This is a genomic window from Phocaeicola salanitronis DSM 18170, assembly GCF_000190575.1.
Classification (GTDB): domain Bacteria; phylum Bacteroidota; class Bacteroidia; order Bacteroidales; family Bacteroidaceae; genus Phocaeicola; species Phocaeicola salanitronis.
In genome coordinates this window covers 2,503,187-2,518,529 of the sequence record NC_015164.1, presented here as the reverse complement: position 1 = coordinate 2,518,529, position 15,343 = coordinate 2,503,187, and the positions used below count along the sequence as shown (strand labels likewise).

At 44.7% G+C, this 15,343-nt stretch carries 13 protein-coding genes; 5 read left to right on the top strand and 8 right to left on the bottom strand.

The genetic code is table 11. The features are described from left to right. Window positions 1-107: 107 nt before the first annotated feature. The 3 genes from BACSA_RS10970 to gltX all read right to left on the bottom strand — a co-directional run bounded on the left by BACSA_RS10970 (window position 108) and on the right by gltX (window position 3,602). Window positions 108-1,100: a stealth family protein gene (locus BACSA_RS10970; RefSeq protein ID WP_013618173.1), complete on the bottom strand. Its 993-nt coding sequence runs from the start codon at window positions 1,098-1,100 to the stop codon at window positions 108-110. A 106-nt stretch (window positions 1,101-1,206) separates the two neighbouring features. After that, on the bottom strand, window positions 1,207-2,082 hold the full coding sequence (locus tag BACSA_RS10965; protein WP_013618172.1) for a lysophospholipid acyltransferase family protein: 876 nt from the start codon (window positions 2,080-2,082) through the stop codon (window positions 1,207-1,209). Beyond that, the gene (gltX, locus tag BACSA_RS10960; RefSeq protein ID WP_013618171.1) at window positions 2,079-3,602 is read right to left on the bottom strand and encodes a glutamate--tRNA ligase; all 1,524 of its coding nucleotides are present in this window, start codon (window positions 3,600-3,602) and stop codon (window positions 2,079-2,081) included. Before gltX ends, BACSA_RS10965 begins: the two co-directional genes overlap by 4 nt. Before the next feature lie 85 nt (window positions 3,603-3,687). Here gltX and BACSA_RS10955 point away from each other — a divergent pair, with 85 nt between their 5' ends. Next, window positions 3,688-5,769: an HD family phosphohydrolase gene (locus BACSA_RS10955; RefSeq protein ID WP_013618170.1), complete on the top strand. Its 2,082-nt coding sequence runs from the start codon at window positions 3,688-3,690 to the stop codon at window positions 5,767-5,769. A gap of 92 nt (window positions 5,770-5,861) precedes the next feature. Here BACSA_RS10955 and BACSA_RS10950 read toward each other — a convergent pair whose 3' ends face one another. From BACSA_RS10950 to BACSA_RS10925, 5 genes are all read right to left on the bottom strand, one after another. Next, a complete protein-coding gene (locus BACSA_RS10950; protein ID WP_013618169.1) occupies window positions 5,862-6,344 on the bottom strand; it encodes a low molecular weight protein-tyrosine-phosphatase in 483 nt (160 codons plus the stop codon). Window positions 6,345-6,405: 61 nt separating this feature from the next. Continuing rightward, complete coding sequence (locus tag BACSA_RS10945; RefSeq protein ID WP_013618168.1) at window positions 6,406-7,116, bottom strand: phosphatase; 711 nt, start codon at window positions 7,114-7,116, stop codon at window positions 6,406-6,408. A gap of 6 nt (window positions 7,117-7,122) precedes the next feature. Continuing rightward, entirely contained in the window at window positions 7,123-9,582 is a 2,460-nt protein-coding gene (priA, locus tag BACSA_RS10940) for a replication restart helicase PriA (protein WP_013618167.1), read from the bottom strand. Further along, window positions 9,582-10,187: a porin family protein gene (locus BACSA_RS10935; RefSeq protein ID WP_013618166.1), complete on the bottom strand. Its 606-nt coding sequence runs from the start codon at window positions 10,185-10,187 to the stop codon at window positions 9,582-9,584. Before BACSA_RS10935 ends, priA begins: the two co-directional genes overlap by 1 nt. A gap of 723 nt (window positions 10,188-10,910) precedes the next feature. After that, window positions 10,911-11,864, bottom strand: a complete 954-nt coding sequence (locus BACSA_RS10925; RefSeq protein ID WP_013618165.1) for a hypothetical protein — start codon at window positions 11,862-11,864, stop codon at window positions 10,911-10,913. Between the two features lie 106 nt (window positions 11,865-11,970). Between BACSA_RS10925 and BACSA_RS10920 the strand changes: the two genes are divergently transcribed. The 4 genes from BACSA_RS10920 to BACSA_RS10905 all read left to right on the top strand — a co-directional run bounded on the left by BACSA_RS10920 (window position 11,971) and on the right by BACSA_RS10905 (window position 15,333). Then, window positions 11,971-12,195 (top strand): helix-turn-helix transcriptional regulator, encoded by a 225-nt coding sequence (locus BACSA_RS10920; protein WP_013618164.1) that lies wholly within the window; start codon window positions 11,971-11,973, stop codon window positions 12,193-12,195. A 60-nt stretch (window positions 12,196-12,255) separates the two neighbouring features. Continuing rightward, window positions 12,256-13,290, top strand: coding sequence for a helix-turn-helix transcriptional regulator (locus BACSA_RS10915; RefSeq protein WP_013618163.1), 1,035 nt, complete (start codon window positions 12,256-12,258; stop codon window positions 13,288-13,290). 50 nt (window positions 13,291-13,340) lie between these two features. Further along, window positions 13,341-13,874 carry an HAD family hydrolase gene (locus BACSA_RS10910; protein WP_013618162.1) on the top strand — a complete coding sequence of 178 codons (534 nt, stop codon included), beginning with the start codon at window positions 13,341-13,343 and terminating at the stop codon, window positions 13,872-13,874. A 229-nt stretch (window positions 13,875-14,103) separates the two neighbouring features. Next, entirely contained in the window at window positions 14,104-15,333 is a 1,230-nt protein-coding gene (locus tag BACSA_RS10905; protein WP_013618161.1) for a site-specific integrase, read from the top strand. Window positions 15,334-15,343: the final 10 nt, after the last annotated feature.

Genomic DNA, 15,343 nt, shown 5'->3' with positions numbered 1-15,343 from the left:
GAGGCAAATCTTTTCTCTGTGAACTCTGTTCTCTCAAAAAATAAAACTCTGTGCCTCTGTGTCTCTGTGTTCCATTCCATATCTTACTAACTATAAATAATGAAAGATTACCGTTCGAAACCCGATTTTTCGGGCAAGATATGCTCGAAGGCGTTCTTGATGTTCTCCATTACCTGTTCGTAACGGCGGATGTGCACATTGTCGTTCAGGCAAATCAGCGAATACGATTGGTTGTAAATCGCCCGCACCGCCTGCTTGGGGCGGATCATGAGCGGGAACATCTTGGTGTCGCGATAGGTATTGTAAGGCTCGAAGTTCCCCCGGCAGATTTGCCAGGTGCGGAAGAGTTCGGGCGTATAGTCGTTCAAGGCACGGAAACGGTTGACGGATGTTTCGGTAAGTTCTTTTCCGGCTGCAGCCCATACTTCCTCGAAAGTGGATTTCAGATAGGCCTGCGCATTGTGTGGTGTGCGCAACGTTATGAATTTGCCGTACGGTTTCAGCAGGTAATTCCAGCGGGCTTTGGAGCCATAGCTTTCGTGGAACCATTTGTCGTGGAAGCGTTCCATCACTTCTTTCTTGTCGAAATGGCGGTTGATGATGCGCAGGTTGTTCTTGATTCGCTTGTACCACTGCGACCACGAGGGATTGTAGAGGAAGGTGGCAATGTCGCAAGGCAGCCCGTTCCGGAAGAAGCGCTCCGTGCTTACGTGGTTGATGATATAGAAGTCGTCGTTGAAATAGACAAAGTGCTCTGCCAAGCCGGGAATCCGGTACATGTAGCGTTCGATTACCACCGAATTGTACGTAGGCAGGAACTGTTCCGGAATGAAGTCCTTATGGTTTACCAAATGAATCTTCGGATTGTTCTCGTCGAGCCATTCCGGCTTCTGCCCGCTGGTGACGAAATGTATCTTGCGTACCCATGGAGCAAATTTCTCCACTCCGCGAAACCAGTATTTCAGGAAACCGTAATCGCGGAAACGGGCTTTGGAAACTCCGTTTTTCGTATTGTTCTTGTTTCCGGAATACTTCATGAAATCCGCTTGCCACTTCGGATCGTCCATGTCAACCCATGTAATCACAAAATCTATATCCATTTGCTTATTTACTATTTTTCTATTTACGATTTGGCTATTTACTATTTTGCGATTAAATCTACTTCATAAATAGCTAAATCGTAAATAGTCAAATCGTAAATAGCTGTTATTTCGTTTTTTCTGCGTGTTTAAACCGGTTATGCGTCCACAAATATAATTCCGGCTGGCGTTGAATCGCCTGTTCCAAGTGTTGGAAATAGAGGACGGTCAGCTCAAAGTCGGGCAACGACTGGGGCGCATCGTGCAGCTGTACAAACTCAGCTTCATAATATCCTCGCTTCACCCTTTTCACATCCAGAAAAAAGGCTTCGAATCCGTAATGCTTCGTAATCTTTTCCGTCCCGGTCAATACGGGAGTCTTATGGTGCAGAAAAGGCAAGAAGTAGCGGGATTCCCTTTTCTTTGGCGACTGGTCTGCGATGAATCCGATAACGCAGACTTTACGGCTGTTCACCAGCTCAGTAATATAGCGTGCCGTTTTATGCATTTCCACGCTGATGCCTCCCATGCGTTCGCGAATGTACAGCATCAGCCGCTCCATGGTCTGGTTGCGCAGCTTATGGTAAATCTGGACGCCTTCTACGCTTTTCTCTAACCATAGAGGCATGGAGGAAACCCATTCCCAATTCCCGTAGTGCCCTAAATAGACAGAAACGGATTTCCCTTCCCTGGACTTTGCGTTTACAGCCTCAACGTTCTTGAACTTCATCCGCTTCCGCAATTCTTCCGGCGAAATGGAAGCCAGCTTGTAGCTTTCCAGTATCGTGTCCGCAAAGAAATGGTAGAAGTCTTTTTCTATCTGCCTGATTTCAGGCAAGCTTTTTTCGGGGAAAGATTCGGTCAGGTTCTGCCGTACAATCTTCCGGCGGTAGCCGGCTACGTAGTACAACAGGCAGAACAGGCCGTCCGACAGCGCATACAAGATACACCAAGGGATGCATGAAAACAGCTTTAGAAAAAAACGAAGCAACGGATACATCATAATGTCTGGATTGCTTTTTCGATTCGAGCCAATGTTTCTTCTTTGCCCAGCAGTTCGGTGATGTCGAACATGTGCGGGCCTTTGCATTCGCCTACTACAGCCAGACGGAAAGCATTCATCACATTGCCCATGTGGTAGCCTTTTTCGGTAATCCAACCGATTACGATATCTTCAGAAGGCTTTGACGTAAAGTCTTCGATGCCACGCAATACGTCCATCAGTTCGCCCATAATGCGCGGGGTATCGGCGCTCCAGCGCTTTTTCACATCTTTTTCGGCATACGTGTCGGGAGCCACGAAGAAGAAACGGGCTTGCTCCCAAAGCTCCTTCACAAAGTTGACACGGCTCTTTACCAACGAGACAACTTTGGTCAGATAGGCATCCGAATAATCCTGTACGGCTATGCCGTGAGCTTCCAATACAGGCTTGAACAATCCGGCGATTTCTTCATCGGATTTGCGCAGAATATATTCATGGTTGAACCAAATGCCTTTTTTATAATCGAATTTAGCGCCTGCCTTGCTGCAATGGCTTAGGTTGAAGAGTTTGACAAGCTCGTCCAGCGACATGATTTCCTGGTCATTGCCCGGATTCCAGCCTAACAAAGCCAGGAAATTGATGACCGCCTCGGGCAGATAACCCGATTCGCGATAACCCGATGACACTTCGCCTGTCTTCGGGTCGTGCCATTCCAACGGAAATACGGGGAATCCCAAGCGGTCACCGTCACGCTTGCTCAGCTTTCCGTTCCCTTCCGGTTTCAGCAGCAAAGGCAAATGGGCGAACTGAGGCATGGTATCTTCCCAGCCAAATGCCCGGTACAACAACACATGCAACGGTGCCGAAGGCAGCCACTCCTCGCCGCGGATGACATGGGAAATCTCCATTAAATGGTCGTCTACGATATTTGCCAAATGATAGGTAGGCAACTCGTCCGCCGATTTATACAATACTTTATCGTCCAATATCGATGAATTGATAACTACGTCGCCACGGATAATGTCGTTTACATGAACATCTTCATTAGGTTCTATCTTGAAACGGACCACATATTGCTTGCCGTCGGCAATCAGCTTGCTGACTTCCTCTTCCGGCAGGGTCAGCGAATTGCGCATGGCCATGCGGGTAGAAGCATCATATTGGAAATTGGGAACCTCCTTACGTTTCGCCTCCAATTCTTCGGGAGTGTCAAACGCGAGGTAAGCTTTGCCGCTGTCAAGCAGCACTTTTACATATTTCTTATAGATATCCCGACGTTCCGACTGGCGGTACGGACCATAGTTTCCTCCGAAGCTTACTCCTTCGTCGAACTTGATTCCCAACCAGTTAAAAGATTCAAGTATATACTCTTCCGCTCCCGGCACGAAACGGTTTGAATCGGTATCTTCGATGCGGAAAACCAAATCTCCCCCGTGTTGGCGGGCAAACAGATAATTATACAAAGCAGTGCGCACACCGCCTATATGCAATGCTCCGGTAGGGCTCGGAGCAAAACGGACTCTTACTTTCTTTTCTGCCATAGTGGTTTTATCTAAAAAATATGCCGCAAAATTAAGCTATTTTTCCCATTTTTTTCTTACTTTGCAGGCAAAATATCCGAATCTCATGAAAAGTTTCCGAACAGAAAGACAGTTTTCGTATAAGAAATTCCTTTATCAGTGTGGAATTTTCCTGGCAGCGGTAGTCCTTATCGTCTATTTCCTGCCTCGTGAAGGCCAGTTCAACTACCAATTTGACATCAACAAACCATGGAAATACGGATTGCTTCAAGCTTCTTTTGATTTCCCCATCTATAAAGGCGAAGACGAGGTGAAGCGGGAACAAGACAGCATCATGAAGAATTATCACCCTTATTTCCAATTATCCGAAACTGTGGCAGATCAGGTAATCAGCCAATTCGAATCGGACTATAACCGGCAATTGCGCCAGGTTATTCCTGACCCTACTTATTCACACCACATCGAGCGCATGCTGCGTACCATCTACGAAAAAGGAGTGATGCCGGTAGAGCAATTGGCACAACTGCGTAAAGACAGCATTCTCAGCATTCAGATTGTGTATAAGAATACATCCATTCTGCAAAGTATCAGTGAAATCTACAGCACGAAGCAGGCATACGAAGCGTTGATAAACTCGGATACCGTTCATTACAGCAAGAACTTGCTTCAACGGTGCAATTTAAACAACTATCTGACTACGAACTTGATTTATGATGCCAACAAGTCGGAATCGGCTAAGAAAGACCTGCTCTCCAGTGTTTCGTGGGCAAACGGTTTTGTAATGAACGGGCAAAAGATTATCGACCGGGGCGAGATTATCAACCGGCAGACCTACAACATTCTGAAATCTTTGGAAAAGGAATGGGACAAGCGGAGCGAGACCGTCACAGAGAAACGGCTGACCCTGTTGGGGCAGATTTTATTCGTGTCTATCCTGATAGGCTGCTTTATGGGGTATCTTGCCCTTTTCCGTTACGATTATTACCAGAAGAAAGGATGCCTCAGCGTGCTTTTCTTTCTTATCATCTTTTTCCCGGTGGTTTCTGCCGTCATGGTTTCCCATCCCTTCATGAGTATCTACATCGTGCCGTTCAGTATGTTGCCCATGATTGTCCGCATTTTCTTGGACTCGCGTACGGCTTTTATGGCACATATCATTACGATTCTGCTTTGCTCCATTTGCCTGCGTTCCCCTCACGAGTTTATCCTCTTGCAAAGTGTAGCCGGCATGGTAAGTATATATAGCCTGCGCGAATTGTCACAACGTTCCCAGCTTTTGCGCAGTGCGCTGATTGTCGTGGCATCATACGCTTTGCTCTATTTTGCCCTCGACCTGATTCATGTCAACGATCTTTCCCAACTCAGCACCTCTATGTATATCAATTTCGTGATTAACGGCATTCTGTTGCTTTTTACTTATCCGCTGCTGTTCATCCTCGAAAAGACATTCGGGTTTACCTCTAATGTGACATTGGTGGAATTGTCAAACATCAACAACAAGCTGATGCGGGAAATGTCGGAAGTGGCTCCTGGCACGTTCAACCACTCCTTGCAATTGGCGAATCTTGCCGCTGCGGCAGCTAACCGTATTGATGCCAACAGCCAGTTGGTACGTACAGGCGCTATGTATCACGATATAGGCAAGATGCTGAATCCGGCTTTCTTTACCGAGAACCAGTCTGGAGTCAATCCGCACGACCAATTGAGTTATAAGCAAAGTGCCCAGATTGTAATCAGTCATGTGACAGACGGGCTGAAACTGGCAGACAAGAATAATCTGCCGCAAGTTATTAAAGATTTTATCCGCACGCATCATGGCAAGGGGCTGACCAAGTATTTTTATATCTCTTATCAGAATGAGCATCCCGATGAAGAAGTTGACAAAGAGGCCTTCCGATACCCGGGACCGAATCCTTTCACCAAGGAGCAAGCCATCCTGATGATGGCAGATTCGGTAGAAGCCGCTTCGCGCAGCTTGCACGAGTATACCGAAGAGAGCATATCGAATTTGGTGGATAAAATCATTGACGCACAGGTTCAGGAAGGCTATTTCAAAGAGTGCCCCATCACGTTCAAGGATATTGCTGCCGTAAAGTCGGTCTTCAAAGAAAAGCTGAAAACCATGTACCATACGCGCATCAGCTATCCTGAACTGAAGAACGCTCCGGCATCCGAGGACAAGAAATAGCGGCCATGTGAAGAATCCTCGCAAACGAACATAAGTGGCATGACCGACTTACTTATGTGAAACGCCCGAGTTACTTATGTGAAACGGCCCACTCACTTATGTTCATCAAAACGTGAAGTGATAGATGCCAATAACCCGTTGCAGGCATCTTCCAGAATGTCGAGGACATTTTCAAAGCCTTGGGCACCTCCATAATAAGGGTCGGGTACGTAATCGGCTGTTTTCGTGCGGCAATAATCTGTCATCCTTCCGATTTTCTTTTCCGACTCTACATCGGGCGCTTTCTCGCGCAAGGCATCGATATTGGCATCGTCCATACCCAAAATCAGGTCGAACGTATAAAAGTCTTCGGTGCATACGGGACGCGAACGGTGCGTGAGGTGATACCCTCTTCGGGACGCATGCATCCGCATCCGGGGGTCGGCAAGGTCACCCTGATGATAGCTGCTGATGCCTGCCGAGTCGACTTCTATTTCTTTTTCCAGTCCGGCACGTTTCAGGCGGCTACGCATGATTTCTTCTGCAGCCGCCGACCTGCAGATATTTCCGAGGCAGACAAAAAGGATTCGTTTCATTGTATATATTTTATCAAGTTAAGATTTATAGCCCATAGGGGACACAGACGGGCTTTGTGTCTTATAGGCTTAAATACGTTTTAAATTTCTCTACACTGGTGTTCATAATCAATGCTTCGGGGAATTCGGTCTCGGCTACGAGCTGAAGGGCATAGTCGTACGTGGCAATGTCGAACGAGATATGCGCGTCGCTGCCCAAGATGACCGGTACTTCGTATTGTTTGCAGAGGCGGAGAATCTCCAGGTTATTGTCCCGTGCCTCTACTTTGTGCCGGCACGGGCGGAGCGAAGAGTTGTTTATCTCCAACAAGGTGTGATGCGCCTTTGCAGCCAGTACGATCGGTTCGAAATGCAGCTTTGCCGTACCGTCTCCCGGATGGCTGATGATATGGATATACGGGTTCGAGACAACCTGAATCATACCGTGCGTATTCTCTTCGGGCGTTCCCCCTTTGTAGCACAACGAATGAATGCCGGCAATGCGCAAGTCGAGCAAATTCAGGTAGTATTCGTCCATATCGATGTTCCCTTCGCAATCGAGGATATTGATTTCCGCTCCCAGCAACAGTTCCACGCCATACATCCGGCGCGGGACGACGTACAGGTTGCGGAAATAAATGGGGCTGCATGTTCCCGGAATGCCGGGCGCATGCTCGGTAATGCCCAATAGTTTCAATCCCTTTTCGGAAGCCGCTTTCGCCATTTCCTGCAACGTGCTGAATGCGTGCCCGCTGGCTACCGTATGGGTATGTACGTCTAATTCTATATTCATATTCATCTACATTGGATCTACATCATAATATACTAATAAGGAACGGAAACGCTCGTCTTCTATCATCATGCGCTGCACTTGGCGCAAGTACGTCCGCACTTTCGATAGCGAAGCCTGTTGTTCCACTTTCACGATTATCTTCTTGATGAACAAGGTCTGGATGCGGGAAACCGGAGGCAAATCCGGTCCCAATACCCGTTCGCCCAAGCCTTGACGCAAGACGCTTGCCATCCGGTCGGCAGCCTGGTCGAGCACCTCTTGCTTCCGGTGCTTGAGATATACATAAATCAGCCGGAAGAAAGGCGGATAGCGGAACATGTTCCGTTCTTCTATCTGTTCTCCGAACATCCGTTGGTAATCGTTTGTCACCACTTCGTGTATCAGAGGCAAATCGGGTTGTTTGGTCTGCAGCACGACCAGTCCGCGTTTGCTTTTGCGTCCGGCACGTCCCGCCACTTGTGCCATCAGCTGGAAGGCACGCTCGTAAGAGCGGAAGTCGGGATAGTTCAGCATCGAGTCGGCATTCAGGATACCCACTACGCTGACCCGGTCGAAGTCCAGTCCTTTCGATACCATCTGCGTCCCGATAAGGATATCCGTTTTCCCTTCTTCGAAATCGGATATGATTTTCTCGTATGCCGTGCGGGTACGGGTCGTATCCAAATCCATGCGGGCAATCCGGGCTTCGGGGAAAAGCTCTTTGATGCTGTCTTCCACCTTCTCGGTCCCGAAGCCGCGGCTCATCAGTTCCGTGCCTCCGCATGCCGGACATGACTTCGGCACCTGTTCCGTATAGCCGCAGTAGTGGCATGCCAGCTGGTTCAGCCCTTTATGATACGTCAGGCTTACATCGCAGTTCCTGCATTTCGGCACCCAGCCGCAGGTGCGGCATTCAATCATCGGCGCAAAGCCTCTCCGGTTCTGAAAAAGAATGACCTGCTCTTTCTGTTCCAATGCTTCCCTTATCTTTTGCAGGAGCAAAGGAGAGAATTGTGCCGTCATCCGCTTCTTGCGGGTCAGTTCCTTGATATCCACCACCTCAATCTCCGGCAACTGAATCCGGCGGTGGCGTTCGGTTAACTGCACGAAGCCATATTTCCCCTGCACGGCATTGTAATAGGTTTCGATGCTGGGCGTTGCCGTGCCTAAAAGCGTTTTCGCACCGAACATAGACGCCAGAACCATTGCCGCATTGCGCGCATGATAGCGGGGCGCCGGTTCTTGTTGCTTGTATGTATTCTCGTGCTCTTCGTCTACAATCACCAGCCCTAACCTTCGGAAAGGGAGGAAAACCGAGGAGCGCACGCCCAAGATGACATCGTAATCGTGTTCGGACAATTGCTTTTGCCAGATTTCCACCCGCTCGGCATCGGGGAACTTCGAGTGGTAAATGCCCAGCCGGTTGCCGAATACCCGCCGGAGACGTTCGGTGATTTGGGTGGTCAAAGCGATTTCGGGCAATAAATACAGCACTTGCTTTCCTGCCCGGATTGCCTGTTCAATTAAGTGGATATAGATTTCGGTCTTTCCGCTGGAGGTCACTCCATGCAAAAGGCAGGTCTGCTTCGAAGCGAATGCCTGCATTATGGCATCGTATGCCTTCTGTTGTGCCTCGCTCAACGGATTGAGGGGAACGGTGTCTGCCGTCCCTCTTGCCAGCCGCCCCACCTCCTGATGGTAAAGCTCGAAAATATGCTTCTCCACCAGCCCCGACACAATCGTGGAAGCCACATTCGCTTCTTGAAGCAAGGTCTTGCGCGGCACTTCTTTCAGGAAACATCCGGGGCGCACCCAGCCCGAAAGCTCTATGTACTTCATCAGAGCGGCAAGTTGTTTGGGCGCACGGCTTAATGCATCGAACAGCCGGTGCAGGTCGTCTTCGCTTTTTACCGTTTCCGCCAGACGGATGAAGGCTTCCGTGCGGGGCTTGTAGCTCCGTTTCAGTTCCTCCTTTATAGATAGGGCACCCCGTTCCAGCAGCCTGTTGATGACCGGCAACAGGTTTCGGATGCCGGTCGCTTTCTCCAGTTGGGTAATGCACAGTTCCGTATCCCTGCCAAGGGTGTCTAACACGAGCTGTTCTTTTTCTGTCAGAGGAGCTTCCGCCTCATAGTCGGGATTGCTTACCACAAGGGTTTCGCTCTCCAGTTTCATGCCCGAAGGCAATGCCGCTTTGTAGACATCGCCCAAGGTGCAGAGGTAATAATCGGCTATCCATTGCCAAAAATCGTACTGGCGTTTCAGCAAGACCGGCTTCCCGTCGAGTATTTCCACAAGCTCCTTGGTCTCGTATTCCGCCGGCGCATCTTCGTGCACACGGGTCACGATAGCCGTATAATACTTTTTCTTGCCGAAAGGGACGATTGCCCGAATGCCCGGACATACTTTCCCCTCCAGTTCCTCCGGAACGGCATACGTATATTGCCCTACGATGGGCAAAGGCACTATGACATCCGCAAACTTCATTAAAACAGATAGGCAAGCGAGACTTGCCACGTATTTTTCTTCATATCCACCGAGCCTTCATAATTTTCGATACGGGCTTTCGCCAGTTTATTGAGGCTGAAATTATAGTTTAGCCCGATTTGCAAATGCCGGATGAGCTTTACGCCTGCACCTACATTGAAGGTGGTATAAGATTTCTTCATGTCGAATGTCTCCGAACCGATTCGATACAATCCTCTTCCTACATTGAATCCGAATTGAGGCCCGGCAGCGATATATGCCCCTAAAGTGCTGCCCATGCCGAATGACCATTTCAAGTTCACAGGTATTTCAAATGTTTTCAATGTCTCGTTTTGAGATGCTCGCTCTTCATAATAATCCGCTTTCCCTTTAGCCTGATTGTAAAGGGCAGCCACGTCAACGCCCAACCCGATGACAGGTATCGTAAACTCCGCCATCGGTCCGATAAAGAATCCGGTGCGGTTGTCTCCTTTAAAGACATCATCCGAGAAAGTAAGCGTAGTGATGTTCAGACCGCCTTTCAGCCCGAACTTAATCTGTGCCTGAGCCGGCATAGCCATCCCCAAACAAGTGATGACCATCAGAATGGATAAAATCTTTTTCATATAACAACAAGTTTTAGTTTAGCCAGACAAATGTACGCATTTGCTTTGGGATTCCAAACTTTTACACATAAAATTATGCACTCCCAGCCAGTGTGTCCTGTCCGTTTGTCCCTTGAAACAAGGCACGAAAGGCGCCTTTCCCTTGTGCCCGGACAAATGCATGCGGTTTCTCTAGAAGTTTCAACAGACCGAAACTTCAGTTTCATCAGGTTAAAACTTTAGTTTTAGCGTGTGAAACCATTCTGAAACATTAGGCGATGGGCAAAAACGCATAAATTGAGACCGGCATAAACGGGAGTAACAAGGGCATAGCTGAGGGGAGTGCAAACAAAAAAGGCTCTATCCCATTAGAGATGAGCCTTTTCCTTTGTGGACCAGCCAGGGCTTGAACCTGGGACCTCCAGATTATGAGAACGATAAGATGATACTCTGCGATAGCCAACGATTTTTGTTTTCATTGAATATCAAATAGTTATGCAGCTTACCTCTCTCGGTGAAACTCACTAAACCCCCTTAACTGAAATAGTTTGTTTACGCATTGTTTACGCAGAAACGAGGGAGTGAAGATTGTTCCAAGTCCATTTGGAAATGCTAAGTACCTACCCTTGTGTGGCATAAGCCATAGTATTGTCGCAAATAATTTATGTTTTTGCGACAAAATGAGTCGCAGTTCAAAACACTCCCAACCAATTCACGTTTATACCAAACCTATATGCTTTGACTCTATTTAAGACCAAGCTGTAGTTCTAATCTTTTTATATGTTCGTTTACTCTGTGTTTTTTCGTCTCATCCGAAACAAACTTTCTACAATAAACGTTCATATTACCACAAACAAAGAAACAAACAGATGAGATGAAGATGGTTATTGGTTTTACAGACTTTTGATTCTCTTCATAAACAGCTCTTTTCATTGCATGTGACAAATCTCCACGATAATGATACATTATATCAATAAGAGAATCGAAATTTAGTTCTTTGTGTTTATCGGTGCATTCCTGCTTAATCTCTAAATATAAATCATAGTTCCGCTCTTTCATCATGTTTATTGTCGATAATACAGCATATTTAAGCATATCAGATTTCTTGAAATTCTTTTTTTGCTCTGCAGAAAATTTCCCCTTTGCAAAGCAATATTCTAAAATCATGTAAAAATGAATATAAGCTGAAATATAATCTAGTTTGTCTAGATAGCTATTAGCTTCTCGGAAGAAATTATATGGAACTTTGGCTTCTGGTATAAATGTTTTATCAGACATTAGTTTTGAGAAATTGTCACTAGTAATTAATACCTTTTTCTGTTTGTTTAATGATTTTCTCATAGAAAACAATACCTTGTTTTTGGCTTTATCTATCCATGATAGATCTAAGTATTCATTATAATAGACTTTCATTATGCCATGTTGAAATCCACCATAAACTTCTATGTTACGAAATATATCAAGCATCTCACTGTCAAGATATTTGTTAATGTTCGTAGCAAATGATGCTTTTCCTTCATTCCTAGATAATTCGACTAAATCAGAATGCTCCATGTTTATCTCTTTGGAAACAGACAACATATACATTCTGCTTTCGAAATACAAATCAATTTTATGTAAACAATATAATATCTGTATGGGTTCTTTCAGTACAAAATTTCCCTCAATAACTGTTTTGGCAGTAAAAATAACATTCATAATACTTATCTGATTCAAATTTTTAAGTGTAAAGTTAGTAAATTTATTGCCAAGCAATAATAAAAATGAAAAATAATCACTATTTTTGCAATTAAAAGATGTAATAATGGAAGATGTAAATCGAATAAAACTTGTTTTAGTTGAGAAAAAACGTACTAGTAAATGGCTTTCAGAACAAATGGGAGTCAACCCATCTACTGTGTCAAAATGGTGCACTAATACATCACAGCCAGATATTGCTCGTTTGCTAGAGATAGCAGACTTATTGGAAGTTGACATTAAGGAACTGATAGTTCGCGAGTACAAAGCTTATTTATTATCGCAAACATGACCAAACTGTGCGAACATTGTGTTCGTGAACGGTATTCACCTTTGCAAAAAATATTAAGATATGCCGACAAATAAGAATGCTTTAACAAGATACAAGTACCTTGATGAAATGTTGTCTGACAGGCATCATTTCTATGATATTCACGATCTCACAGAAAAATGCAATGAGAAACTTATTGATGCAGGATTCCCTGAAGTATCTCAGCGTTGCATTGAGAAGGACATAAACTATTTGGAGTATGATCCATTTTATGCTGAAATAGAACGCTATAGGGTTAATGGTCATCGGTGTATAAGATATAAGAATCCTTCTTTTACTATTTTCAGGAAGGAACTGAGTGAGGAAGAAAGTAATCTGATATTGGAGGTGCTTAACACAATAGGGCAATTTGATGGTTTGGCTCATTTTGAATGGCTTGACTGTTTCAAAATTGGACTTGGTCTGAAGAAACGTCCTCGAATCATTAGCTTTAGTAATAACCCATACCTACAGAATTCCAATTTGTTAGGTGTATTATTCGACAATATATCAAATCAAGTTGTTATTAAATTGGAATACCACACTTTTACGGATAAAGAAGCTAGAGAAATCATTTTCCATCCTTATTTGCTTAAACAATATAATAATAGGTGGTACTTGATTGGCGCGGCTGATAATGATGGCAAAATCCTCAATTTTGCTCTCGACAGAATTGATGCAGTGACTGCTCTTCCTGAAGTAAAATACAAACCATGCAACGAAGATTTGGCTGAGCGTTTCGAAGATATTATTGGAGTAACTCTATATGAAGACCGAGATGTTGAACATATCCTTTTTTGGGTGAGCAATCATTCTAAGGATTATGTTGGAACTAAGCCTATTCACGGATCACAATGCCAATATAAAAATGAGAAAGATGAAGAATTTCGTAGACAATACCCGTCTCTTGATGAGGGTGCATTTTTCTCTATAGATTGCATTCCGAACTATGAGTTAATCCGTGAACTTTGTTCTTTTGGTAAAGAACTTATCGTGTTGTCGCCTTCATCCATCCAAGACGATATTTTTAACCGTATTAAATCAATGCTTGATAGTTATTCTGTAGTACGAATATAGAGTTCGCAATATGCATTTACCTTTGCTACAGAAATTAAAAGACAAGCATTATGAACACTCAGAATCCCAACAATGTTTTTGTTTTCGATATGGACAATACATTAATCAAAACGGATAAAGCTAACAGCCTTGCCTATTCCGAGGCAATAAGTTCAGTACTGGGTGTAAACTGTAATATTGAAAATGGCAAGAGATTTACAAGGGACGAACTAAAGGAGTTATTTTCCCAATTGACACAAACCCAAATTGATGAAATAATTGATCGTAAAGAAAAGTGCTTTGAATCATACCTCAGTGAGACAGAGTTGAACAATAACTTATTCAGTCTCCTAAAACGCCTCCATCGAGAAGGGCATCATACAATTCTATTGACTAATTGTCATTCTAAAAGGGCAATTAGTCTATGTAACTTCTACAATCTTACGAAGTATTTTGTTCGGCGTTTTTTTTACGAAGATTGCCTTGGCAACAAATACACTCTTCTTAAATCTCTAGGATACGACTTACAAAACGTCGTGCAAGATGGAACAGAATATAGGAAGCAAGTAGATGAAGGGATGAGAAAGGAAAACGTAATCGGTTGAATATGAGCAAAAGTTCCGTTTTTTGCTGAGATAAGGTAAAGCAAAAATGGACAGGATATTGCAGGTATTCAGTTACCAGAATGTTAGCTGCCCAGTTACCCGAGCCGAATAGGTAACAGACTGAACAATGAAGAAGCTGTCACAGAGGCTGTTATTCACTATATGTCAGCATTTTGCATATCAAAGGACGCTTATAAAATAGGTAATTTTGCCATTAAAAAATAAGCGTATGAAAGTAGAAAAATTTAAGGTGTTGCTCTACCTGAAAAAAAGCGGTCTTGACAAATTCGGAAAGGCTCCGATAATGGGGCGAATAACTGTAAACAACACGATGGCGCAATTCAGTTGTAAGCTGTCATGTACTCCGGAGTTATGGAATCCAAGAGAGAGCCGACTGAATGGAAAGAGTAAAGAAGCCGTTGATGTTAATGCAAAAATTGACCGGCTCTTGCTTTCGGTCAATTCTGCATTTGATTCACTTGTTGAACGTAAGATTGATTTTGACGCAACTGCTGTCAAAGAGCTTTTGCAGGGAAGTGTAGAAACCCAGATTACTCTGTTGAAACGGCTTGATATGCATATCGAGGATATGCGCTCAAGAATCGGTATTGATGTAGCTAAAAGTTCCATGTCAACATACATTTACACCCGCAGGTATCTTGGCGAATTTATTCAAAAACGATTCAAGACAAGTGATGTTGCTTTTGGACAGTTGAATGAACACATCCCATGGGAGTTTCAGGATTATATACTGAAGGACAAAGGACTTGCGGTAGATACGGCAAGACATTATCTGGCAATCCTGAAGAAAATCTGCCGGATGGCATTCAAGGAAGGACATGCTGAGAAGCGTTATTTTGTGAATTTCAAACTACCCCAAGAGAACCGGAAACCACCACGGGCTTTGAGTCGTGAGGATTTTGAGAAGATCCGTGATGTCGTAATACCACCGGAAAGAATCACTCATAATATAGCCAGGGATTTGTTTCTCTTTGCCTGTTATACAGGAGTTCCGTATGCGGATGCAGTTTCAATCACTAGAGATAATATATACAAGGACGATAAAGGCGACTTATGGTTAAAGTATCTGAGAAAGAAGAATGAATACCTGGCCCGCGTCAAATTGTTGCCGGAGGCTATCGCTCTTATAGAAAAATATCGTTCGAATGACAGGAAAGAACTTTTCCCGATGATACACCACCCCAATATGAGACGACACATGAAAGGTTTGCGGGATCTGGCTGGCATAAGCTGTGATTTGGTCTATCACATGGGAAGGCATACCTTCGGAAGTCTGATAACCCTTGAGGCTGGCGTCCCTATTGAAACAATCAGCAAAATGTTGGGGCATACCAATCTGACAACTACCCAGCTTTATGCAAGGGTAACTCCTAAAAAACTTTTCGAGGATATGGACAAATTCATCGAGGCAACGAGTGATATGAAACTGGTATTATAAATCAAAAAAG